The 22,252-nt window shown below is 36.5% G+C and carries 31 protein-coding genes and 1 other annotated feature; of the genes, 30 read left to right on the forward strand and 1 reads right to left on the reverse strand.

Going from position 1 to position 22,252, the window contains the following annotated elements:
* Nucleotides 1–18 precede the first annotated feature (18 nt).
* From rplR to E5Z56_RS07115, 22 genes are all read left to right on the forward strand, one after another.
* Nucleotides 19–378: a 50S ribosomal protein L18 gene (gene rplR, locus E5Z56_RS07010; RefSeq protein WP_022505511.1), complete on the forward strand. Its 360-nt coding sequence runs from the start codon at nucleotides 19–21 to the stop codon at nucleotides 376–378.
* An 18-nt stretch (nucleotides 379–396) separates the two neighbouring features.
* Nucleotides 397–894, forward strand: a complete 498-nt coding sequence (gene rpsE, locus E5Z56_RS07015; RefSeq protein WP_022505510.1) for a 30S ribosomal protein S5 — start codon at nucleotides 397–399, stop codon at nucleotides 892–894.
* A 17-nt stretch (nucleotides 895–911) separates the two neighbouring features.
* Complete coding sequence (rpmD, locus tag E5Z56_RS07020) at nucleotides 912–1,079, forward strand: 50S ribosomal protein L30 (protein WP_408638764.1); 168 nt, start codon at nucleotides 912–914, stop codon at nucleotides 1,077–1,079.
* A 16-nt stretch (nucleotides 1,080–1,095) separates the two neighbouring features.
* Entirely contained in the window at nucleotides 1,096–1,539 is a 444-nt protein-coding gene (gene rplO / locus E5Z56_RS07025; RefSeq protein ID WP_138157185.1) for a 50S ribosomal protein L15, read from the forward strand.
* Entirely contained in the window at nucleotides 1,540–2,844 is a 1,305-nt protein-coding gene (gene secY / locus E5Z56_RS07030) for a preprotein translocase subunit SecY (protein WP_138157186.1), read from the forward strand.
* 15 nt (nucleotides 2,845–2,859) lie between these two features.
* Nucleotides 2,860–3,489, forward strand: coding sequence for an adenylate kinase (locus E5Z56_RS07035; protein WP_022505506.1), 630 nt, complete (start codon nucleotides 2,860–2,862; stop codon nucleotides 3,487–3,489).
* A 12-nt stretch (nucleotides 3,490–3,501) separates the two neighbouring features.
* Nucleotides 3,502–4,260, forward strand: a complete 759-nt coding sequence (map, locus tag E5Z56_RS07040) for a type I methionyl aminopeptidase (protein WP_138157187.1) — start codon at nucleotides 3,502–3,504, stop codon at nucleotides 4,258–4,260.
* Between the two features lie 7 nt (nucleotides 4,261–4,267).
* On the forward strand, nucleotides 4,268–4,501 hold the full coding sequence (locus E5Z56_RS07045) for a KOW domain-containing RNA-binding protein (protein WP_022505504.1): 234 nt from the start codon (nucleotides 4,268–4,270) through the stop codon (nucleotides 4,499–4,501).
* The gene (gene infA, locus E5Z56_RS07050) at nucleotides 4,501–4,719 is read left to right on the forward strand and encodes a translation initiation factor IF-1 (protein ID WP_022505503.1); all 219 of its coding nucleotides are present in this window, start codon (nucleotides 4,501–4,503) and stop codon (nucleotides 4,717–4,719) included. Before E5Z56_RS07045 ends, infA begins: the two co-directional genes overlap by 1 nt.
* Before the next feature lie 39 nt (nucleotides 4,720–4,758).
* On the forward strand, nucleotides 4,759–4,872 hold the full coding sequence (rpmJ, locus tag E5Z56_RS07055) for a 50S ribosomal protein L36 (RefSeq protein WP_022505502.1): 114 nt from the start codon (nucleotides 4,759–4,761) through the stop codon (nucleotides 4,870–4,872).
* Between the two features lie 35 nt (nucleotides 4,873–4,907).
* Nucleotides 4,908–5,276, forward strand: coding sequence for a 30S ribosomal protein S13 (rpsM, locus tag E5Z56_RS07060; RefSeq protein WP_138157188.1), 369 nt, complete (start codon nucleotides 4,908–4,910; stop codon nucleotides 5,274–5,276).
* A gap of 13 nt (nucleotides 5,277–5,289) precedes the next feature.
* Nucleotides 5,290–5,682 (forward strand): 30S ribosomal protein S11, encoded by a 393-nt coding sequence (rpsK, locus tag E5Z56_RS07065; protein WP_022505500.1) that lies wholly within the window; start codon nucleotides 5,290–5,292, stop codon nucleotides 5,680–5,682.
* A 21-nt stretch (nucleotides 5,683–5,703) separates the two neighbouring features.
* Entirely contained in the window at nucleotides 5,704–6,306 is a 603-nt protein-coding gene (rpsD, locus tag E5Z56_RS07070; RefSeq protein WP_022505499.1) for a 30S ribosomal protein S4, read from the forward strand.
* Between the two features lie 68 nt (nucleotides 6,307–6,374).
* A complete protein-coding gene (locus tag E5Z56_RS07075) occupies nucleotides 6,375–7,328 on the forward strand; it encodes a DNA-directed RNA polymerase subunit alpha (RefSeq protein WP_138157189.1) in 954 nt (317 codons plus the stop codon).
* A gap of 46 nt (nucleotides 7,329–7,374) precedes the next feature.
* Nucleotides 7,375–7,716, forward strand: coding sequence for a 50S ribosomal protein L17 (gene rplQ / locus E5Z56_RS07080; RefSeq protein ID WP_022505497.1), 342 nt, complete (start codon nucleotides 7,375–7,377; stop codon nucleotides 7,714–7,716).
* A gap of 1,346 nt (nucleotides 7,717–9,062) precedes the next feature.
* Nucleotides 9,063–9,614 carry a DUF3793 family protein gene (locus E5Z56_RS07085; protein ID WP_138157190.1) on the forward strand — a complete coding sequence of 184 codons (552 nt, stop codon included), beginning with the start codon at nucleotides 9,063–9,065 and terminating at the stop codon, nucleotides 9,612–9,614.
* 16 nt (nucleotides 9,615–9,630) lie between these two features.
* Nucleotides 9,631–10,053, forward strand: a complete 423-nt coding sequence (locus tag E5Z56_RS07090; RefSeq protein ID WP_138157191.1) for a flavodoxin — start codon at nucleotides 9,631–9,633, stop codon at nucleotides 10,051–10,053.
* A 135-nt stretch (nucleotides 10,054–10,188) separates the two neighbouring features.
* Complete coding sequence (hydE, locus tag E5Z56_RS07095; RefSeq protein WP_175405409.1) at nucleotides 10,189–11,235, forward strand: [FeFe] hydrogenase H-cluster radical SAM maturase HydE; 1,047 nt, start codon at nucleotides 10,189–10,191, stop codon at nucleotides 11,233–11,235.
* A gap of 330 nt (nucleotides 11,236–11,565) precedes the next feature.
* Nucleotides 11,566–12,765, forward strand: a complete 1,200-nt coding sequence (locus tag E5Z56_RS07100; RefSeq protein WP_138157967.1) for a glucose-1-phosphate adenylyltransferase — start codon at nucleotides 11,566–11,568, stop codon at nucleotides 12,763–12,765.
* Nucleotides 12,765–13,880 (forward strand): glucose-1-phosphate adenylyltransferase subunit GlgD, encoded by a 1,116-nt coding sequence (gene glgD / locus E5Z56_RS07105; RefSeq protein ID WP_138157193.1) that lies wholly within the window; start codon nucleotides 12,765–12,767, stop codon nucleotides 13,878–13,880. Before E5Z56_RS07100 ends, glgD begins: the two co-directional genes overlap by 1 nt.
* A gap of 61 nt (nucleotides 13,881–13,941) precedes the next feature.
* The gene (glgA, locus tag E5Z56_RS07110) at nucleotides 13,942–15,369 is read left to right on the forward strand and encodes a glycogen synthase GlgA (protein ID WP_022505491.1); all 1,428 of its coding nucleotides are present in this window, start codon (nucleotides 13,942–13,944) and stop codon (nucleotides 15,367–15,369) included.
* Between the two features lie 204 nt (nucleotides 15,370–15,573).
* Nucleotides 15,574–16,236 (forward strand): hypothetical protein, encoded by a 663-nt coding sequence (locus E5Z56_RS07115; RefSeq protein WP_138157194.1) that lies wholly within the window; start codon nucleotides 15,574–15,576, stop codon nucleotides 16,234–16,236.
* 732 nt (nucleotides 16,237–16,968) lie between these two features.
* Here E5Z56_RS07115 and E5Z56_RS07120 read toward each other — a convergent pair.
* Nucleotides 16,969–17,559, reverse strand: coding sequence for a uracil-DNA glycosylase (locus tag E5Z56_RS07120; protein ID WP_175405410.1), 591 nt, complete (start codon nucleotides 17,557–17,559; stop codon nucleotides 16,969–16,971).
* Nucleotides 17,560–17,664: 105 nt separating this feature from the next.
* On the opposite strand from E5Z56_RS07120, the gene E5Z56_RS07125 reads away from it, so the two are divergent.
* The 8 genes from E5Z56_RS07125 (at nucleotide 17,665) to rplL (ending at nucleotide 22,003) form a co-directional block, all read left to right on the forward strand.
* Nucleotides 17,665–18,231, forward strand: a complete 567-nt coding sequence (locus tag E5Z56_RS07125) for a PduL/EutD family phosphate acyltransferase (RefSeq protein WP_022505356.1) — start codon at nucleotides 17,665–17,667, stop codon at nucleotides 18,229–18,231.
* Nucleotides 18,232–18,577: 346 nt separating this feature from the next.
* A complete protein-coding gene (gene rpmG, locus E5Z56_RS07130; RefSeq protein WP_022505355.1) occupies nucleotides 18,578–18,727 on the forward strand; it encodes a 50S ribosomal protein L33 in 150 nt (49 codons plus the stop codon).
* Nucleotides 18,728–18,740: 13 nt separating this feature from the next.
* Nucleotides 18,741–18,989, forward strand: coding sequence for a preprotein translocase subunit SecE (gene secE / locus E5Z56_RS07135; protein WP_022505354.1), 249 nt, complete (start codon nucleotides 18,741–18,743; stop codon nucleotides 18,987–18,989).
* A 28-nt stretch (nucleotides 18,990–19,017) separates the two neighbouring features.
* A complete protein-coding gene (gene nusG / locus E5Z56_RS07140; protein ID WP_138157195.1) occupies nucleotides 19,018–19,542 on the forward strand; it encodes a transcription termination/antitermination protein NusG in 525 nt (174 codons plus the stop codon).
* Between the two features lie 100 nt (nucleotides 19,543–19,642).
* The gene (gene rplK / locus E5Z56_RS07145) at nucleotides 19,643–20,068 is read left to right on the forward strand and encodes a 50S ribosomal protein L11 (protein WP_022505352.1); all 426 of its coding nucleotides are present in this window, start codon (nucleotides 19,643–19,645) and stop codon (nucleotides 20,066–20,068) included.
* 54 nt (nucleotides 20,069–20,122) lie between these two features.
* Nucleotides 20,123–20,818: a 50S ribosomal protein L1 gene (gene rplA, locus E5Z56_RS07150; protein ID WP_138157196.1), complete on the forward strand. Its 696-nt coding sequence runs from the start codon at nucleotides 20,123–20,125 to the stop codon at nucleotides 20,816–20,818.
* A 25-nt stretch (nucleotides 20,819–20,843) separates the two neighbouring features.
* Nucleotides 20,844–20,974, forward strand: a sequence feature (ribosomal protein L10 leader region).
* A 21-nt stretch (nucleotides 20,975–20,995) separates the two neighbouring features.
* Nucleotides 20,996–21,568, forward strand: a complete 573-nt coding sequence (gene rplJ, locus E5Z56_RS07155; protein ID WP_232842414.1) for a 50S ribosomal protein L10 — start codon at nucleotides 20,996–20,998, stop codon at nucleotides 21,566–21,568.
* Between the two features lie 60 nt (nucleotides 21,569–21,628).
* Entirely contained in the window at nucleotides 21,629–22,003 is a 375-nt protein-coding gene (gene rplL / locus E5Z56_RS07160; RefSeq protein ID WP_138157198.1) for a 50S ribosomal protein L7/L12, read from the forward strand.
* Nucleotides 22,004–22,252: the final 249 nt, after the last annotated feature.

Below are 22,252 nucleotides of genomic sequence, written 5' to 3' on the forward strand. Positions count from 1 at the left end.
TTAAGGAGTGAATGACAAATGGTAAAAAGACCTGATACAAAAAAAGCCCGTCTAAATCGCCATAAGAGAGTTCGTGGTAAGATTAGCGGTACTGCAGAATGTCCACGCCTTTGTGTATTCCGTTCTACTAACAACATTTATGCTCAGTTAATTGACGATGTTGCTGGTGTTACACTTGCTGCTGCTTCTACTCTTGATAAGAGCATTAGTGGCAATGGCGGAAACAAAGAGGCTGCAAGAGCAGTTGGTAAGTTAATTGCTGCTAAGGCAGCAGAGAAGAATATCGTTGATGTTGTATTCGACAGAGGCGGTAATATCTATCACGGCCGTGTTAAAGAATTGGCCGAAGGCGCCCGTGAGGGTGGCCTCAATTTCTAAGGAAGGGGAGGAATTACTTTGGCTAATTATGATAGAAATGACGACAGATTTACAGAAAGAGTTGTTACAATCAACCGTGTATCAAAAACTGTAAAGGGCGGTCGTATTTATAAGTTCGCAGCTCTTGTAGTTGTAGGTGATGGCGAAGGTACTGTTGGTTTCGGTATCGGTAAAGCTGGTGAAGTTCCAGACGCTATCAGAAAGGGTATTGAAGATGCTAAGAAGAACCTAATGAAGGTTTCTCTAAGAGGCACAACAATCCCTCACGAAATTATCGGTGAATTTGGTGCAGGTAGAGTTCTTATGAAGCCTGCTGCTCCTGGTACCGGTGTTATCGCTGGTGGTCCTGTTCGTTCAGTTGTTGAAGCTGTAGGTATCAAGGACATCAGAACAAAGGCTCTTCGTTCAAACAACCCTTGTAATGTAGTTAGAGCTACACTAGAAGGTCTAAAGAATCTAAGAACAGCTGAAGAAGTTGCTGCTATTCGTGGCAAATCAGTTAAAGAAATTTTATAATAGGGAGGTTGCTAAGAATGAAAATTACTCTAGTAAAAAGCCTAATCGGCACTAAGAAGGATCAGATTGCAACTGCCCATGCACTTGGCCTAAAGAAGATTGGCGACACAACAGAACAGCCAGACAACCCTTCAACACAGGGCAAGATTGCTAAAATTGTTCACCTTATCAAGGTTGATGCTTAAGGGAGGTGCAAAGTAAATGAAATTACATGAACTTTCACCAGTAGATGGTTCTAAAAAGAGCGTAAAGAGAATTGGCCGTGGCCATGGTTCTGGTTGGGGTAAGACTTCCGGTAAAGGTCATAAGGGTCAGAAGGCTCGTTCAGGTGGTAGCATTCGTCCTGGTTTTGAAGGCGGTCAGATGCCACTACAGAGAAGAGTACCAAAGAGAGGTTTCAACAACATTTTCAGAAAGAAGATTGTTGCTCTTAACCTAAAGCAGCTAGAAGCTAAGTTCGACAACGGTGCTGTTGTTGATGTAGAAGCTCTAAGAAACGCTGGCCTTGTAAAGAACTCATTTGACGGTGTCAAGATTTTAGGCAACGGCGAATTAACAAAGAGTTTAACTGTTAAGGTTGATGGTTTCTCAGCAGCTGCAAAAGAAGCTATCGAAAAGGCAGGTGGAAAGGCTGAGGTGATTTAATTGTTTAAGACAATTAGAAACGCTTGGGCTATTCCAGACTTAAGAAAGAAAATCCTTTTCACTTTATTAATAGTTCTAGTATTTAGAATCGGTTCAGTTATTCCTGTTCCATTCTTAGATATGGGTGCTCTAAATACACTAATGAAGGGTGTTGATGATAGTGGCTCAATGCTTAGCTATCTAAACACACTTTCCGGTGGTGCATTCTCAAATGCAACATTGTTTGCAATGGGTGTTACACCATATATCAACAGTTCAATCATTCTACAGCTTCTATGTGTAGCTATTCCTCCACTTGAAAGAATGGCTAAAGACGGTGAAGTTGGTAGAAAGAAAATCGGTAAGATTACTCGTTATGTAACAGTTATCCTTGGTCTAATTCAAGGTGCAGCTTACTTCTGGTACTTATATCGCAGTAATGTTACAGTATATAAGAGTGGTTTTGATCTAGTTTACTCAGCTATCATCATCATTCTTGTATTCACAGCCGGTACTGCCCTAATGATGTGGATGGGTGAACAAATCAACAACTATGGTATTGGTAATGGTATTTCAATCCTACTATTTGCCGGTATCATCGCAAGATTCCCTTACACAATCAGCAGACTAGCCGGTTTCTGGAGTACAGGCCTTGAAGGTTCAACAGAAATGCTTGTATTCGTTCCACTATGGGTTGTTATTTTCCTAGCAGTTATCTGGGTTATTACATTTATGCAGGATTCAGAAAGAAAGATTCCTATTCAGTACGCTAAGCGTGTTGTTGGTAGAAAGATGTACGGTGGTCAGTCAAGTCACCTTCCAATCAAGGTTGCACTTGGTGGTGTTCTTCCAATCATCTTCGCTTCTTCAATCCTATCAATCCCTAGTACAATTCAGATGTTCTGGCAGCCTAAGTCAGGCTTCTGGGTAAGTTTCTTCAATGCGTTCAGCACTGAAGGTTGGCTATATATGGTACTATACTTCATCTTTATTCTAGCTTTTGCTTATTTCTACACAGCTATTCAGTATAATCCTATTGAAATGGCCAATAATCTAAAGCAGAATAATGGTACAATTCCAGGTATCAGACCTGGTCAGCCAACAGTTGAGTTTATTCAAAAGATTCTTTCAAGAATTACACTAATCGGTGCTATGTTCCTAGCTCTTATCGCACTTGTTCCACTAATTTACACAGCTGCAACAGGTATGACAGGACTTTCAATGGGTGGTACATCAGTTATCATCATCGTAGGTGTTGCTCTTGAAACATCAAAACAACTTGAATCCCAAATGATGATGCGTCATTATAAGGGTTTCCTTGATTAATAAACGGAGAAAAAAATGAAGTTAATATTTTTAGGTGCTCCTGGTGCCGGTAAAGGCACACAAGCTGAAATCATCAGCAAAGAATTAAATATTCCAACAATCTCCACAGGAGATATGATAAGAGAAGCGCTGAAAAACGGTACTGAGATGGGACTTAAAGCTAAGTCTTATATGGAATCAGGTGCTTTAGTACCTGATGAAGTTGTAATCGGCATTGTAAAGGAAAGACTTTCAAAGGACGATTGCAAGAACGGCTTTATCCTAGATGGTTTCCCAAGAACTATTCCTCAGGCCGAGGCTCTGGACTCTATGGGTGTTGAAATTGACCTAGTAATTGATCTAGAAGTTAGTGACGACATTATCATTAACAGAATGTCCGGACGCCGTGTCTGTGAAAAGTGTGGTAAGACTTATCACACAATCAACAAGCCTTCAAAAATCGAAGGTGTTTGTGATGTTTGCACAGGTGCCCTTATTCAGCGTAAGGACGACCACATTGATACAGTAAAGACTCGTCTTGAAACATATCATAAGGAAACAGAACCACTTAAGGATTATTACGAAGCACAGGGTAAGCTAAAGCTTATTGACTGTCCAGACTCTATTGACGGTACTACAAAGCTAGTACTTGAAGTACTTAAGTAAGAAGGTTTTAGAATGGTAGTTATCAAATCATCACGAGAACTTCAACAGATGAAAGAGGCTTGCAGAATTTCTGCTAATGCTTTAGTAGTAGCAGGAAAAGCAGTTGAACCGGGTGTTTCAACACTTGAAATTGATACTATCGTCCGCAAGTATATCGAGAAAGAGGGGGCTACCCCTTCCTTTCTCGGATATGGTGGATTTCCTGCAAGTGCATGTATATCAGTAAATAATGTGGTTATCCATGGCATACCTAGCAAGAAACAGATCCTTAAAGAGGGTGACATTGTTAGTGTTGACGTTGGTGCTTTTATTGACGGTTTCCACGGTGACAATGCTTACACTTTTAAATGTGGCAAGGTTAGTGCTGAAGCTGAGGCACTTCTAAAGGCTACAGAGGAAAGCTTGTATGAAGGTATCAAACAAGCAAAGGCCGGTAATCGTGTTGGCGATATTGGCTCAGCTGTTCAGAAGTATGTCGAAGATCGCAGTTACTCGGTTGTACGAGATTTTGTCGGCCACGGAGTAGGTGCGAAACTACATGAAGACCCTAGTGTACCTAACTATGGTACTGCCGGAAGAGGCGTAAGACTAATTCCCGGTATGACTATTGCAATCGAACCTATGGTTTGTGCAGGTGACTATAAGGTAAAGGTTATGCCTGACGAGTGGACAACAGTTACTTGTGACGGTAGCCTTGCTGCTCATTTTGAGCATTCCATTGCCATTACTTCCGATGGTCCTGAGATTTTAACAATTCCTGACTTAAAGTGAGGTAAGGATGATTAAAGAAGGATCAATCGTAAAAGCAAAGGCAGGTCGTGATAAAGACGATTTGTTCGTTGTAGTTGGTATTGATGGTAGTTATGCTTACATTGCCAACGGCAAAAGAAGAAAAGTGGAGAAACCTAAGAAAAAGAAGTTGATTCACTTACAGCATACAAATGGATGTGCAAAAACTTATAAAACTAATCCACAAATAAAAAACAGTATTAAAGAGTTCGGAGGTTTATAATGTCTAAGCAAGATGTTATAGAAGTAGAAGGTACAGTAACTGAAGCTTTACCAAATGCTCAGTTTAAGGTTGAACTACAGAACGGTCATGTTATTTTGGCTGTTATTTCAGGTAAATTAAGAATGAACTACATTCGTATTCTACCGGGTGATAAGGTTACAGTGGAGATGTCTCCATACGACCTGACAAGAGGAAGAATTACTTGGAGAACAAAGTAATTCATTAAATACAAGAATTTAAGAAAGGAATGATACTTAATGAAAGTCAGACCTTCAGTAAAGAAAATTTGCGATAAGTGCAAAATCATCAAAAGACATGGTAAAATCATGGTAATCTGTGAAAACCCAAAGCATAAACAGCGTCAGGGTTAATTAGTAAAAACTTTTAAATTTTATGGAGGTGCACAATGGCTCGTATAGCAGGTGTTGACTTACCAAGAGACAAAAGAGTTGAAATCGGTTTAACTTATATCTATGGTATTGGTAGAAAGACTGCAACAGACATTATTGCAGCAACAGGTGTTAATCCTGATACAAGAGTAAGAGACTTAACTGAAGAAGATGTTTCAAAGTTAAGAGAATATATTGATAAGCATTGTATTGTTGAAGGCGACCTTCGTCGTGACATTGCTTTTGACATTAAGAGACTTATTGAAATTGGTTGTTATCGTGGCGTTCGTCATAGAAAGGGTCTTCCAGTAAGAGGACAGCGTTCTAAGACAAATGCAAGAACTCGTAAGGGTCCACGTAAGACAATGGCAAACAAGAAGAAGTAAGGAGGATTAAGCAATGGCAGCAACTAAGAAGACTGTACGCCGTCGCCGTGATAGAAAGAATATCGAAAAAGGCGCAGCTCATATCCAGTCAACATTTAACAATACTATTGTTACTATTTCTGATACACAGGGCAACGCTGTATCTTGGGCTAGTGCTGGTGAACTAGGTTTCAGAGGTTCTAGAAAATCTACACCATTCGCAGCTCAGTCAGCAGCTGAAACAGCAGCTAAGGCTGCAATGGAACACGGTATGAAATCCGTAGAAGTTTATGTTAAAGGACCTGGCCAGGGTCGTGAAGCTGCAATCAGAGCTTTACAGTCAGCAGGTCTTGAAGTAACAATGATCAAAGATGTTACACCAATCCCACATAATGGATGCCGTCCTCCAAAGAGAAGACGTGTATAGTAGATAGAAGGAGGAATAGTTATGGCAAAGAATATGCAGCCAATCGCTAAGCGTTGTAAGAAGCTTGGTATCGAACCTTCTGTTATGGGTTACAACAAGAAGACTACTAACAGAAACTCTAACGGCAATATGAGAAGAAAGAAGAGCGAATATTGCTTACAGCTTAACGAAAAGCAGAAAGTTAAATTTATTTACGGCATTATGGAAAAGCAGTTCCGTCGTTACTACGACCAGGCAGCTAAGAAGGAAGGTAAGACTGGTACAGTCCTACTAACAACTATCGAACGCAGACTTGATAATGTTGTATTTAGACTAGGTCTAGCTTCTTCAAGAAGAGAAGCTAGACAGCTTGTAAACCACGCTCACTTTACAGTAAACGGTCAGAAGGTAAACATTCCTTCATATATGACTAAACCGGGTGACGTAATCAAGGTTAAGGATAGCAGCCGTTCAAAGGCAAGATTTAAGGAAATTGCAGAAGGCGAAACAAAGTCAATGGTTTCACCTAAGTGGTTAGAAAAAGATGCTGACCTACTTGGCGGTAAGGTTATCGCAATGCCTGAAAGAGATGATATTGACTATCAGGTAGAAGAACATCTAATCGTCGAATTGTACTCCAAGTAATCCACGCATCCGTAGGTTATTAGAAACAGGCACATATATGTGTGCATATATGTTTAGGAGGTTATTTCATGATCGAAATTGAAAAGCCAAGAATTGAAGTTGAAGACCTATCTTCTGACGGCAAATTCGGCAGATTTGTTGTTGAACCACTAGAAAGAGGTTTCGGCAACACACTAGGTAATAGTTTAAGAAGAGTTCTTCTTTCATCCCTTGAGGGTGTAGCTGTTCAGTCAATTAAGATTGACGGTGTGCTTCATGAATTTTCTACAATTCCTGGAGTTAAAGAAGATGTTACTGAGATTGTTCTTAATATGAAAAGCCTTGTTTGTAAGCTAAACGACAATGGTCCTAAGACTGTAGAAATTTCTGCAACAGGTCCTTGTGAAGTTAAAGCAAGCAACATTAAGGCAGATAGCGATGTTGAGGTCCTAACTCCGGACCTTCACATTGCAACACTTGGTGAGGGTGCAACACTTAATATGGAAATTACACTAGACAGAGGCAGAGGCTATGTTCCCGGCGAAAAGAACAAGCAACTTGCCGGTAACAATGTTATTGGTGTACTTCCTGTTGACTCTATTTACACACCAGTATTAAAAGTAAATTACACTGTTGACAACACTCGTGTTGGTCAGATTACTGACTACGACAAGTTAACCCTTGATGTTTGGACAAACGGTGTAATCAATGCACAGGAAGCAGTTTCTCTAGCTGCTAAGGTTCTAACAGAACACCTAAATCTATTTGTTGACCTATCAGACAAGGGTTCAACAACTGAGATTATGGTAGAGAAAGACGACAAGGGTAAGGAAAAAGTTCTTGAAATGACTATTGAAGAACTTGACCTATCAGTTCGTTCATTCAACTGCTTAAAGCGTGCAGGAATCAACACTGTTGAGGATCTTATTTCTAAGAGTGAAGACGATATGATGAAGGTTAGAAACCTTGGTCGTAAGTCACTTGAAGAAGTAATTCAGAAGCTTGAAAGCTTAGGTTTCGGACTTCGTGACGAAGACGAATAATAAAGACACTTATAATTCCAATATTTAGGGTAAAGGAGTGATATAAATGCCAAGAACAAGAAAGCTAGGTAGAGCTACAGATAGCAGAATGGCAATGCTAAGAGCTATGGTAACATACCTATTTGAAAATGGTAAAATCGAAACAACTCTTGCTCGTGCAAAGGATGTTTCTTCAATGGCAGAAAAGATGATCACAGTAGCTAAGGAAGACAATCTTCACAATAAGAGAATGGTTATGGGTTTTGTAACTAAGGAATCAGTTACTCATAAGCTATTCACAGAGATTGCTCCTAAGTATGCAGACAAGAATGGTGGTTACACAAGAATCACTAAGATTGGTCCTCGTCGTGGTGACGCTGCAGAAATGGCTATCATCGAATTACTATAATTTCATTGATACTTTGAAAGGCTTGTCTTTATGACAAGCCTTTTTTGTTATGCTCAGCCGTTAAAAAGTGTGATGTCTATGGGATTATCGTTCTGTTTACAGGTTATAAATTGAAAATATCTACATAGGGCATAATACCTTTATTTAGAATAGTTTTAACGGTCCACCAATTAAGTGAACATCAAAGTAAACGAGCCATAGGCGAAGTTGATTTGCTAATGTGAATTTATGTAAAAGTTTTTAATTTAAAAACTTTTGTTGAAAGACCCTACAACTGTAACTCAAAATCGTTCCTATATCTCTAACTATAAAATATAAGAAAAATTATGAGTTACACAGTAGGGGCGAACAGTGTTCGCCCGTTTAATAGTAAAATGTTTTATGTAAATTAGTCCTATGTAGAAACTAAAAATTATAACTTACTACATAGGGCAATATGCCAATATAGAGGCTGATTTGCTCGGTCCAACAGTTAAGTGAACATCAAAGAAAACGAACCATAGGCGAAATTGATTTACTAATGTGAACTTATGTAAAAGTTTTTTAAAAAACTTTTGTTGAAAGGCCCTACAACTGTTAGCCACACTATTGTTATAATAATAGGTATGATATTTTGTGAATTTTCCTTTATATAAAAATATACTTTTCTCTAACCACAATAAAGGTTAAAAAACAAATTCACCTTTATCCACAATCAAAACTTAAAAGACAAACCCTAATTTATCATTTTCACCTTTTTTAGCAGAAAAATTGAAAAAATCTAATTTAACTAACCATACTTAACATACAAACAAAATATAAAAATATAATTATCTAATTTATCTTTATCTAAAATCAAAACTGAAAAAAACAATTATAATGTACAAGAAAAAACAAAATGCACAAGTAGTTAGTGTAGGCTAACTGCATTGTTTGTACAAACTTACAAAAGAAAAAATTAATATAATTTTTATTGACATAAAGGGAAGGATAGAGTAATATATAGTTGTGGTTAGCGAAAGCTAACTAAGTACAGAAACATTATTACATTATGTTTTTACTTTGTTGTCACAACAAACCCATGTGAACTCTATTTATTTTTTTGGTGTATACTTCTTGCTGAAAATGTGACAACAAAACTAACTTCGCCGAATAATTAAAATGCCAATTAATTGTTCAGCAAACTCTTTTCTCCTTAAAGGAACAGTTCTGCATACAGCTGTTCCTAAGTTTAGAGGTGCTATGGGAAACCATAGCCCTCTAAATTATGATTTTGCTTTCAAGTTTTTCTTATGAAAAACTTTTATTTTTACTTTATAGTTAGCAAATGCTAACTATAAAATTTCCTTAATAAAGGAATGATAAATATGTCAGAGGATTTATTAGTCAAGCATTGCTCACCAACATTAGCCGGACTAAAAACAGGCAACCTTTTTAATTGCGCTTGCAGTAGTGAAAAGGAAGCCGTAAATTTTGTAAATACATACAACAAGATACTTTCTAAAAAAGGAATAAAACTTATTCTGCTGAACTATTCTAACAACAGAGCATTGCTATACTTGTATCGCAAAAATAAGTTAAAAAGTGACTTATCAACTCCTTATGCTGAGTTTTTGCTTAGAATGCAAGGGTACAACAGTATTGATGTTGAAAGTTGTATTGCTCAGTTAAAGAGGAGAGTAAAAACTTCTAGAGAATTTCCCCACGAAATCGGACTTTTCCTCGGTTATCCCCCTGAGGATGTTTACGGTTTTATTTGCAACAAGGGTGCTTGTTCAAAGTGTACAGGTTGTTGGAAAGTTTATGGTGATGAGAAAGAAGCTTTGAAAAAATTTGCAAAATTTAAGAAATGCTCTCGTATTTATTACTTAAAATGGAAACAAGGTTTTTCACTTGAAAAACTTACTGTTTCAGCTTAGAAAGGAAGAGATATAAATGAGTAAGATTGCAGTTGTGTACTGGAGTGGTACAGGTAACACAGAAGCTATGGCAAATGCAGTAGCTGATGGTGTAAATGAAAATGGTGGTAACGCAACACTTTATACTGCTGACAGCTTTAACGGTGATATGGTCAATGACTTTGATGCTATTGCTTTTGGTTGTCCTGCAATGGGTGCTGAAGTTCTTGAAGATGAAGAATTTGAACCTATGTTTAATGGTTGTGAATCAGCACTAAATGGTAAGAAAATCGCTTTATTCGGCTCATATGGTTGGGGCGATGGTGAATGGATGCGTAACTGGGAAGAAACTTGTACTTCTGACGGTGCAGTTCTTGCAACAGAAAGTGTAATTTGTAATGATGCACCGGATGATGATGCTATTGCAAATTGTAAAGCACTTGGTGCATCATTAGTTTGATATAAAAATAATAATCTACAAAAATACCTTAAAATTATACCTTCTTTGGCTATCCTTTACGGATAGCCTATTTCCTTTTGTGAAAGGTGTTGATTTTCTCTTAAACTGTCTGTAAAATATTCTTAGGTGAAAAATATGAGTACAGTTAATTTGGTAGAAAAATTATATAAAGAACATAACTTATCAGATAGTGAACTGAAAGAAATTCTTTTAACTACTGACAGTGAAGTTGATAAAACTTTGCAAAAGTATGCACAAAAAGTTAGGGATAAAGTATTTGGGAAAAATGTGTATATCAGAGGTTTAATTGAAGTCAGCAACTACTGTAAGAATGATTGTTATTACTGTGGAATCAGAAGAAGTAACAAAAATATTTGCAGATATAGACTGACAAAAGAACAGATACTTGATTGTTGCAAAAAAGGTTATGAGCTGGGCTTTAGGACTTTTGTTTTGCAAGGTGGTGAAGATTTTCACTATTCTGATGATGACATTTGTAGTATTGTAAGTGAAATAAAAAGTAACTTTGGTGATTGTGCAGTAACTTTGTCAATAGGTGAAAGAAGTTATGAAAGTTACAAGAAATATTATGATGCAGGTGCTGACAGGTTTTTACTGAGAGAAGAAACCTCAAACCCATTACATTATGGAAAACTTCATCCACAAGAAATGAGTTTGGAAAATAGAATTCAATGTTTATATAATCTGAAAGAAATCGGCTATCAAGTAGGTTGTGGAATTATGATAGGCTCACCTTATCAAACTGTTGATGATATTATTCTTGACCTTAGATTTTTTCAGAAATTTATGCCACATATGATTGGCATAGGACCATTTGTACCACATAAGGATACTGACTTTAGGGATAAACCTATTGGTGACTTAAAGTTGACTTTAAGAACTTTAGGGATAATCAGACTTATGATTAATGATGTGTTACTTCCATCAACAACTGCACTTAGTACAATTGACCCTAAAGGTAGAATCCTTGGAATTTTGTATGGTGGAAATGTTGTAATGCCGAATTTATCTCCACAATTTGCTAAGGAAAATTACACTTTATATGATGGCAAATTAAGTACAGGTAAAGAATCGGGAGAGATGGTTAAGGAACTTGAAAAATCTTTGAAAAATTTTGGTTACAGTATTGAAATCTCTAGAGGTGACACTCCCAGAAAATAAAATAATAAAATATATAAAAATCCCATTGTAATGGGATTTTTGCCTTTTAAATAGTTTATTTTATATAATGAATTCATTTACTTGACGAAAATATAAAAATATATTATTATTGTATATGTTATATTGCACAAAAATTGAAGAATTTGTTATGTATAAAATCAATAGCAAAAATGAAATTTTTGTAATATAATATAGTTAAGGTTAATAAAAATGAGAAAGAAAAGTATAATAGGTTCAATACAATTTGATAATTTACGACATAACCTAAATGTTAAAATAAATATTGTACGGCTTTTTCCGTTTAGAAATTAATGTACTGGAGGAATTATGATGTTACCAAAGAAAGAAGTAGTAGCTATGCTTCTTGCCGGTGGACAAGGCTCTCGTCTTGGTGTACTAACTAAGAAGATTGCTAAACCTGCCGTTCCTTTCGGAGGAAAATACAGAATCATTGATTTCCCATTGTCCAACTGTGCAAATTCAGGTATTGAGGCTGTTGGTGTTTTGACACAGTATCAGCCACTTGTACTTAACGAATATATTGGCAATGGTCAACCATGGGAACTTGATGGTATGAATTCTGGGGTTACTTGTCTTAGCCCTTATGAATCTAAGAAAGGCTCTGAATGGTATTCTGGTACTGCTAATGCAATTTATCAGAATATAAGCTATATTGATAGGTATAACCCTGAGTATGTTGTGGTACTTTCCGGTGACCATATTTATAAGATGGATTACGCAGATATGATTAAGTTCCACAAAGAACACGATGCTGCTTGTACTATTGCAGTTATTGATGTTTCTCTTGAAGAGGCATCTCGTTTTGGTATTCTAAATACTAACGAAGATGGTTCTATTTATGAATTTGAAGAAAAACCTGCTCATCCAAAGAGTACAAATGCCTCAATGGGTATTTATGTATTTAGTTGGAAAGAACTAAGAAAATATTTAATTGAAGATGCTGAAAATGAAAACAGCAGTAACGACTTTGGTAAGGATGTTCTACCTGCAATGTTAAATGCCGGTGAAAGAATGTTTGCTTATCCATTTGAGGGTTACTGGAAAGATGTAGGTACTGTTGAGTCACTTTGGGATGCTAATATGGATCTTCTAGACCCTAACCTAAAGCTGGACTTAAGAGATATTTACAGTAAAAATCCTATGTTCCCACCTCACTATGTATCTGAAACTGCTACTATCAAGAATTCTAACATTTCTGATGGTTGTATTGTTGAGGGTGAAGTTGAGAATTCAATCCTATTCCCCGGTGTTAAGATTGAAAAGGGTGCTAAGGTAGATTATTCTATTATTATGCCTAATACAGTTGTTAAGGCTAATGCCGATATTAAATATTCTATTGTATCTGAAAATACTGTAATCGGTTGTAACGCAGTAATCGGTGGCAACCCTGAAGATGCAGAAGATAAGGATAAATGGGGGATTGCAGTTATCGGTGATGACCTACATATTGGTGACAATGTTGTTGTTCCACCTGCAGCTATGATTGGTGAAGATTTGGAGGCAGAATAATGAATAGAAGTAACAATGTTCTTGGTCTTATTTTCTCAAACACTAATGAGGGTTGTATTAGTCAGCTAACTAACAAGAGAACTATGGCTAGTGTACCTTTTGGGGGGAAATACAGACTAATTGATTTTCCACTTTCTAATATGAGCAATGCCGGTATTAACAATGTTGGTATTGTTGCATCATCTCATTACTTCAGCCTTATGGACCATGTGGGTAACGGTAATGCTTGGGATTTATCAAAGAGAAAAAGTGGACTTACAATTTTACCACCTTTTAGTGGCAAAAGTTTTGATAATGTGCTGGAAACTTTGGATAGCCTTCATGGTTATATTGAACATGGTTCAGAACAAGAAGTTTTGATTTGTAGCACAAACTTTATTGCAAATATTGACTATCAAAAGATGTATTATCAACACACACAGACAGGTGCTGATGTTACATTCTGTTATCAGTATCAGGATATTAACAACAACAAGTCTTATCCTATGGTTGCTGAAATTGATGATGATAAGAGAATTAAAAAATTACAGATTAATCCACCTGTTACCGGTGAATGTAACTTAATTTCCGGTTCTATCTTAATTAAAAAAGACCTACTTATGTCTATTGTTAAGCAATGTGTAAGTACAAATAACATTGACTATAGAAAGTTATTCCTAAACTTTGATTTAGAAAAATACAAGGTTTGTGGTTATGAACATAAAGGTTTCTTAAAGACAATTTGCTCAATGCAGGATTACTACAATATTTCTATGGATTTAATGAATCCTGAAGTAAGAGCAGATTTGTTCAATCCAGAAAGACCTATCTACACTAAGGTTAGAGATGACAGACCATCAAGATATGGCTTTGATTGTTCAGTTAAGGGTAGCTTAATTGCTCAAGGTTGTATTATTAATGGTGAAGTTGAAAACTGTATTATCTCAAAGGGTGTTTACATAGGTCAGAATACTAAGGTTAAGAACTCTATTATTATGCAGGATAGCGTAATCGGTGACAATGCTACAATCAATAATGTTATTATTGATAAGGACTGTAACATTGCTGAGGGTGAACAACTAATGGGTGCACCTAACTATCCGGTATATATTGAAAAAGGCTCAGTTATTTCTTAGTCTTGTATTTTTCTCAGTATATGTTATACTTATAATATAATCTTAATAGGAGGTAATTGAGATGAGAATTTTATATTGTGCAAGTGAAGCTAATCCGTTTTGTGGTAGTGGTGGTCTTGCTGATGTGGCAGGTAGTTTACCACATACTTTAAATAGAAAGGGTCAGGACTGCAGAATTGTTGTTCCTCTATATGGCTCAATGCCATATGACCTAAGATGTCAGTTACAGTACATTACTAACTTTTGGGTTCCTGTAGGTTGGAGAAGCCAGTATTGTGGTCTTTTCTGGGCACAGTGGAACGGTTGTACATATTACTTTATTGACAATGAATATTACTTTAACAGAGATAATCTATACGGTTATTACGATGATGCAGAAAGATTTGCTTTCTTCTCTCGTGCTATTATGGAAATGTTACCATACATTGATTTCCACCCAGACATTATTCATTGTAACGACTGGCAGACAGCTCTTGTACCTGTTTATTACTATCTATTCTATAGTAAGAACCCATGGTACTACAACATTAAGAGTGTATTTACTATCCATAACATTCAGTATCAAGGTAAGTATGGTTGGGAAGTTAACACAGAATGTGTTGGTGTTCCTCCAACAGAAACTAAGATTATCGAAATGGATGGTAATCTAAATATGATGAAGGGTGCTATTGAATGCTCAACAAGAGTTACAACAGTTTCACCTTCTTATGCAGCAGAAATCAAAGACCCTTGGTTTGCTTATGGTTTGGAAGCATCACTAAATAGAAACCATTGGAAACTTTGTGGTATTCTTAACGGTATTGACTGTGCATCTTATGACCCTGCAACTGACTATCAGCTATATGCTAACTATACTAAGGATGATATGTCAGGTAAGGGCATTTGTAAGCAGAAGTTACAGGAAAGACTTAACCTTGAACAGAGATGGGATGTTCCTATTGTTTCTATGGTTACTCGTCTGGTTAGCCACAAAGGTCTTGACCTTGTTCGTGGTGGTATTCGTGACCTACTAAATACAGAAAATATGCAGTTTGTTATTCTTGGTTCAGGTGACCAGGAATATGAGGATTTCTTCAATCAGTTAGCTTGGGATTATCCTGGCAGAGTTTCTTTCTGCCATGGCTTTGTTCCTGAATTAGCAAGAAAGATTTATTCCGGTTCTGATATTTTCCTAATGCCTTCAAAGCAAGAACCTTGTGGTCTATCACAGATGATTGCTCTTCGTTACGGTACAATTCCTGTTGTTCGTGAAGTTGGTGGTCTAAAAGACTCCGTATTTGACTCAGCTGATAACTATGGTAATGGCTTTACATTTAAGAACTATGACATTGCTGATATGTGCAATGCAGTTAAGAGAGCACTTGCCGGTATCAAGGATGATTGGGGTTGGCATCAGTTAATGTGGCGTGCAATGATGAGTGATAACTCATGGGATAGAAGTGCACAAGACTATATTAATGTATATAACGATACACTAAATTGGGCATAATACTCTATACAATGATAGTGGTAGGTTATTTTTAATCTACCACTTTTTTGTTCCTGTTCATAAATTATTTATAATTAATTAATATATTTTGCTTTATAACTTAAAGTATATGGTTATAATAATTTATTGTAGTAGGATATAATAGGTGTATGATGTATTGGTAATATTGAGGTAAAGATGAAAAAAATTGTTGGGTGTTTGCTGATGACACTGTTAGTTTTTTCTTCTATCTTTAGTTTAACTACATTTGCTTCTGCAAAAGAAGAAAAGACAGAACCAATTAAAAATAAAAGTGTAATATATTTTAAAGTGCCAACAACCGGCAAAAATGCTTGGGGTAATGGTCAAATATTATATTGTCACATTTGGGAAGCCGGTGGTGGTGAGTTTTTTAACTGGCAAGCCAAAAGTGAAAAGTGCGAAAAATATAAAGATGATGTTTGGTACTATGACTTGGATAAGTTAAAAGCCAGTAATGAACTAGAGGGTGGCTTAAAGAAAGGCAGAACTTATGCTGTTATCTTTAGTGATAATATTGGCAACCAAACTTATGACCTTTATTTTGATTCAAGTTGTATTGGTGACATTGTTGTGTGTAATGGGGAGACCCAGAGTAATCCGGTTAGTCCCGGTAAGTATTGTGCTATAGCAGAATGGAAAGATAACAGTGAGTTCGATTCTGTTGTATACGAAAAAACTCCTCCTAGTGACCAGAAACCGGCTAAAGTTAATGTTAATGATGAAAGCAGTTTATCAAAAGAAATGGGATTTGCAGTTATTGCAATTGTAGCTTCGGTTGTGTTACTTTTAGCACTTGCATTCGTTATTACATCAGCAATCAAAAAAAGAAAAATCAAAGAAGAATAAAAGGACTGAAAGATATTTGTTATCCATCAGTCCTTTTTGTTTTGTATTATTAATTGTTGATTACTTTGTCTAGTTGTTTGATTTTAATATCCATATAATTGTTTTTAAAAATTCTTTTGTGTGTTAAGGTAATTCCATAAATTAGGGTTTGTGGGGATGTTGTAAATTATAAAAAGTGTAAACTATGTCCTTGTATAAAATGTAAATTTTGTGGTTGCACAATTCATATTACAACAATGTTTGTAGCATAAAAAATACCGATTTTTATATCGTATTTTGGCTTACGGTTGTAGGGGCGAACATTGTTCGCCCGTTTAATAGTAAAATGTTTTATGTAACTTAGTCCTATGTAGAAACTAAAAATTATAACTTACCATATAGGGCAAAGTATCTATATAAAGGCTAGTTTGTAACGGGACATCAATTAAGTGAACATCAAAGAAAACGAGCCATAGGCGAAGTTTGATTTGCTAATGTGAACTTATGCAAAAGTTTTTTGTAAAAAACTTTTGTTGAAAGACCCTACACCTGTTAGCCACACTTTAAAGATGGTATAAGGTATGATATTTTTGTAAATTTTTCTTTATATTAAATAAAAAATAAACTTTTCTTAAACCACAATAAAAGCTAAAAAACAAATTTACCTTAACCCACAGACAAAATTGAAAAAACCTAATTTGTTAAATTGTTTTTAGATTAGCACAAGCAAGATTATAAATTACAATAAGAAAATTATTCTTCATCAATATTCTTATATGTATCGGTACAGATTTCCTTAATCTTTTCTCTGAGAATTTGGAAATCTCTGAAAGCCTCCGGTCTTTTTCTAGGGTCACGAAGTACAGCAGCAGGATGTAACATAGGCATCATTAGAACCTCACCTTTCTTAAAGAAAAGACCATGTTCTTTAGTGATTTTAATGTCAGGTTTAATAATTTTTGCTGATGCAATTCTGCCAAGACAAACAATAATTTTTGGGTTAATAAGTTTGTATTGATTTCTTAGCCAGTCAGTACAAGCAACTTGTTCTTCAGGTTTTGGGTCTCTGTTTTTTGGTGGACGACATTTTACAATATTTGCAATATAAATGTTTTCTTCTCTTGAAAGGTCAACTGAATAAAGCATCTTATCAAGTAACTTTCCACCACGACCAACAAAAGGTTCACCTTGTAGGTCCTCGTTTTCTCCCGGACCTTCACCGATAAACATAACTTCTGCATTTGGATTGCCAACACCAAATACAACATTGGTTCTTGTCTCACAAAGACCACATTTTCTACAGTTTAAACATTGTTCTTTTAATTCATTCCAATTATCTATCATTTTTCTCTCCTAAAATTCCGTTAAAATATTGAAAATTTTGTCGAATGGGTGTAATATGATTACGGAAATAAAATTCCCAAATATTTTTGATTGGTGGTATATATTATGAAGGTATTAGTAGAAACATCTGCACACCATGTTCATGTTTCTGATGAAGCTTTAGAAGCTTTATTTGGTAAGGGTGCAACATTAACAAACAAGAAAGATTTATCACAGCCTGGTCAGTTTGCTTGTGTTGAAAAGGTAACTGTTGTTGGTCCTCGTGGTGAAATGAAAATGTCAATCCTAGGCCCTACAAGAAAGGCTACTCAGGTTGAAGTTTCACTTACAGATGCCAGAAAGCTAGGTATCGCAGCTCCTGTTAGAGAATCAGGCTGTATCGAAGGTACACCGGGTTGTAAGTTAGTTGGTCCTGCAGGTGAATATGAAATTTCTGAAGGTGTTATCGCTGCAAAAAGACACATTCACTTTACTCCTGAAAACGCTAAGGAATGTGGCGTAGAGGATAAGCAGATTGTTTCTGTTAAAATTGAAGGCACAGAACGCTCACTAACTTTTGATGAAGTTGTTGTTCGTGTTTCTGAAAACTATGCTCCGGCAATGCACATTGATACTGACGAAAGTAACGCAGCAATGGCATTTGGAGAAGTATACGGTGAGATTATTAAATAATCTTTCTTCTTATAATAGCATACTTTTTTCTAAAATAAAAGTAATTGACTAAAGGATAGGGTATTCTCTATCCTTTATTTTTTATTAAAATATTAAAATAATAATTTGCAAAATAGGAGAAAGTGTGATAGAATAGGGAAAACTTTATGTAGAATGTTGTAAAGTAATATAGCAAAAGCAAAAAAATTGCAATATATCACAAAATAGTAAAAAAAGTTTTACAAAAAGGTTGACTGATTGACAGCCATATGATATAATCTTAATTACCTCGAATAGGGGTTTATTTTTTGTGCCCCAATGAGGGAGGCTATATTATTCTAATAGGAATAATCGGGAGGTGCCGTTAATGAGAGTAAAAGTAACAATGGCCTGCACAGAGTGCAAACAGCGTAATTACAACACAATGAAAAACAAGAAAAACAATCCTGACAGACTTGAAATGAACAAGTACTGCAGATTCTGCAAGAAGCATACTCTGCACAAGGAAACAAAGTAATCGGAGGATAGTTATGGCTGAAAAGAACAAGGCTTCTAAGAAAGCTACAAAGAAGAAGAAAAATGTCTTTTCACGAATCATCTCTTACTTCCGAGCTTGTATCGGGGAATGTAAAAAGATTAGTTGGCCAACATGGCAGCACACAACAAGAAATTTCGGCATTGTTCTTGTCGTAATCATTCTTTGTGGACTTGTTATCTTTGGTGTAGACAGAGGTCTTTATGCATTGCTTGATCTTGTAATGGAAACTGCCAACACTTAAGGCATAACTTTGAGAAAGAAGGTTTAGTATGCCAGAAGCAAAGTGGTATGTTGTTCATACTTATTCAGGATATGAAAACAAAGTTGCCTCAACTCTAGAAACAACTGTTGAGAACCGTGGACTTCAGGATATGATTCACGATGTAAAAGTTCCAACAGAAACTGTTGTTGAAGAAGTAAATGGCAAACAGAAGGAAACAGAGCATAAGCTTTATCCCGGATATGTTTTCATAAAGATGATTTACACAGATGAAACTTGGTATGTAGTCCGCAACATTAGAGGTTGTACAGGTTTTGTCGGTCCATCAAGTAAACCAATTCCTCTTTCAGATGAAGAAGTTTATCGTATGGGTGTAGAAAAGAAAACAGTTGAAGTTTCTTACTCAGTTGGTGATGAGGTTAGAATCACTTATGGTCCACTTGAAGATTTTGTGGGTACTGTAGAAGAAATGGATGTTGATAAGGACTATGTAAGAGTTATCGTATCAATGTTTGGTAAGGAAACTCCGGTTGAACTTGATTTAGGTCAGGTTGAACCAGTAACAGAAGACTGAGTATATAATTAGTAATCTACTTTTTATATAAGAGGGATTTTGTGTCCCCAGTGGGAGGGCTAAAGCCCACTATAAACCACGAATTAGGAGGAAATTTATTATGGCACAGAAGGTAATCGGCTACATTAAGCTTCAGATTCCTGCCGGCAAAGCTACACCGGCTCCACCAGTTGGTCCTGCTCTAGGTCAGCACGGTGTTAACATCGTAGCATTTACAAAGGAATTTAACGAAAGAACTCAGAAGGATGCTGGTCTAATCATCCCTGTAGTTATTACAGTATATGCAGACCACAGCTTTACATTCGTAACAAAAACTCCACCAGCTGCTGTTCTTATTAAGAAGGCTATCAATCTAAACAGTGGTTCAGGCGAACCTAACAAGAAGAAGGTTGGTACAATTAAGAAAGAACAGGTTAAGGCAATCGCTGAACAGAAGATGCCTGACCTTAACGCTGCAACAATCGAAACTGCTATGAGCATGATCGAAGGTACTTGCAGAAGCATGGGCGTTACAGTAGAAGAATAATTTATTCCGGGTGGGAGGAATATCCGTTTGACCACCTAATGATGGAGGATTTAAATGAAACACGGTAAGAATTATGTTGATAGCGCAAAGCTTATCGACAAAAATAAACAATATGATACAAAGGAAGCTCTTGACCTTTGTTTACAGACTGCAAAAGCAAAGTTTGACGAAACAATCGAACTTCATGTTAGACTAGGTGTTGACTCTCGTCACGCTGATCAGCAGGTTCGTGGTGCAGTTGTTCTTCCAAACGGTACAGGTAAGGACGTTAGAGTTCTTGCTATCTGTAAGGGTGAAAACGAACAGCTAGCTAAGGATGCAGGTGCAGACTTTGTTGGTGCAGAAGATATGACACAGAAGATCCAGCAGGAAAATTGGATGGATTTCGATGTTCTTGTTACTACACCTGATTGTATGGGTCTAGTTGGTCGTCTAGGTAGAATCCTAGGTCCTCGTGGCTTAATGCCAAACCCAAAGGCCGGTACAGTTACTCCTGACATTGCTAAGGCAATCAAGGAAGCTAAGGCTGGTAAGATTGAATATCGTCTAGATAAGACAAACATTATCCACTGCCCAATCGGTAAGAAGAGCTTTGGTACAGATAAGCTATCTGAAAACCTAGAAACTCTTATGGATGCAGTTGTTAAGGCTAAGCCTGCTGCTGCTAAGGGTCAGTACATCAAGTCTGTTGCTGTTACATCAACAATGGGTCCTGGTGTTAAGCTTGCTACTTCAAAGTACGGCAACTAATTTATTTGTTATTAACGAAAGTTAATATATATATTTCGCTGTTCTAAAGACAGTAGGTGCAGAAATGCGTAAGTTTATCGCCTACCGAGGAAGAGAATTATTACTATGTAATTTATGCCTCTCCTCGGAAACTGGGAGAGGTTTTCTTTTGAACTGCGTATAAAAATTCATACGGAGGTGACAGAATTGCCAAGTGAAAAGGTTTTAGAAGCTAAGAAAGCTTTAGTAGCTGAACTTGCTGAAAGACTAAAAGCTTCTGTTTCTGGTATTGTTGTTAACTACGAAGGTATCAGCGTTGCTGATGATACAGCTCTTAGAAAAGAACTTCGTGAATGTGATGTTAAGTACACAGTTGTTAAGAATACAATGCTAGGTAGAGCTTGTGAAGAAGCTGGTCTAGCCGGTCTAGAAGATGTACTAGAAGGTACAACAGCTATTGCTACAAGTGAAACAGATTACACTGGTGCTGCAAGAGTTCTTAGCAAGTATGCTAAGGATATTGATACTTTTGCAATTAAGAGTGGTTTCCTTGATGGTGAAGTTATTGATATGGACAAGATTAATGCCCTAGCAAAACTACCTACAAGAGAAGTTCTACTTGCAAATGTTCTTGGTGCATTCCAGGCTCCTATTGCATCATTCGCAAGAGGTGTCCAGGCTATCGTTGACAAGGGTGGCGTTGAAGCTTGCCTTGCTGACAAAGAAAATGCTGATGCTGAAGAAGCTCCAGCAGAAGAAGCTGCAGAATAATTTATCTGCAAAATTAACTTAAATTATAACTATAACTTAAAATTTCGGAGGTATATTAAAATGGCTAGTGAAAAGATTACTGCTATTATTGAAGAATTAAAGACTCTTACAGTTCTTGAACTATCTGATCTAGTTCACGCTGTAGAAGATGAATTTGGTGTATCAGCTGCTGCTGCTGTTGCAGTTGCTGCTCCTGGTGCTGGCGAAGCTGCTGCTGAAGAAAAGACAGAATTTGATGTTGTTCTTAAGTCTGCTGGTTCAAGCAAGATCAACGTTATCAAGGCTGTTCGTGAAATCACAGGTCTAGGCCTAAAGGAAGCTAAGGCTGTTGTTGATGGCGCACCTAAGACAGTTAAGGAAGCTGTTTCTAAGGACGATGCTGAAGCTATGAAGACAAAGCTAGAAGAAGCTGGCGCAGAAGTAGAACTAAAGTAATTTAGTCTTAACTTGCATTTTTAAGGGACTCATATGAGTCCCTTTTTTGCTTTTGTATTTATTTTTTCAGTTAGTAGTTTTCTGTTCTGCATATTAGGTTTTTTCAATTCTTATTTTGCCTCAAGGTTGGTTGGATAAATTAAGGTTTGTCTTTTTAATTTTGATTGTGGGTTAAGGTTAATTTGTTTTTTAATCTTTATTGTGGATAGAGAAAAGTATATTTTTTAATATAAAGGAAAATTTGTAAAA

Origin of the sequence: Ruminococcus bovis, from assembly GCF_005601135.1 — a bacterium.
Classification (GTDB): Bacteria; Bacillota; Clostridia; order Oscillospirales; family Acutalibacteraceae; genus Ruminococcoides; species Ruminococcoides bovis.